Raw genomic sequence first — 845 nt, 5'->3', positions numbered from 1 at the left:
ATCCCGGCCCGCGCCACGTTGAGGCCCACCGAGCCCTGCAAGCCCTCCACGTCGCCCGTCGCCACGTTGCCGCCCACCGCGAGCTGCACGCCTGAAGCGGGGCCGCGCGCCACGTTGGCGCCGACCGCGAGCTGTCCGCCCGACAGCGACTCGCCCACCCAGTTCGCGCCCAGCGCCATCGCGAGGCCATCCACCCGCTTCGCATGCGTCGCGAGCAGGCCCACCGCGAACGTCGTCACCACGCGGCCCGTGTCGGTGCCCGCAGTGCTCATGTGCGGCATCAGCATCAGCACCGCGGGGACGCGGATCTCCTCCGACTCCGAGCGCTGGACCACGGCGGTCCCCGCGGCCTGCGCAGGCTCACCGCCCGCCGCCGCGTTCACGAGGGGCGCGGGAGACAGCGCGGGGACGGAGCCCGCCACGGCCGGAGTTGCCTGGGCCGCGGCGCCGCTCGCATCCGGAGTGACGTTCGCCTGCGAAGCCGTCGCGGCCTGCGCGGATCCAGGCGCCGGAACCGTGACAGGCGCCACGGAGGGGGCCGCCTCCGCTCGCACCGCCACCACCTGTGCCGCCGCCGACTCCTCGGCCCCGGCAACGCCGCCCGCCACCGCGACCATCACCCCGACACACACCGCGACCTTGCGCTTCATCGCCTGGACCTTCCTGGACTGTTCCGAATGGGGCCGCCATCCGGGTGCCTCCCTTGTCGGGAGCCCGGGGCGCCGCCGTCATGTCGAGGCGTCGTCGCCCCTTGCGGCCAAGGGAACACCGCCCCCTTCAAGAACTGTCACCTGCCCGTCTCCCCCTCTGCCGGGCCCGGGTGTCCGCCCCCCGCGCCCATTACC

General features: G+C 74.9%; 1 pseudogene. It reads right to left on the bottom strand.

Annotated features, from left to right (window positions below):
- Positions 1-650, bottom strand: a pseudogene (locus D7V97_RS43385) (hypothetical protein); the annotation flags it as partial.
- Positions 651-845 lie beyond the last annotated feature (195 nt).

The organism is Corallococcus sp. CA053C (assembly GCF_003611675.1).
In the GTDB taxonomy this organism is placed as follows: Bacteria; Myxococcota; Myxococcia; order Myxococcales; family Myxococcaceae; genus Corallococcus.
Note: the sequence above shows the minus strand (reverse complement) of the source record. Positions and strands in the feature narration are given on the sequence as shown.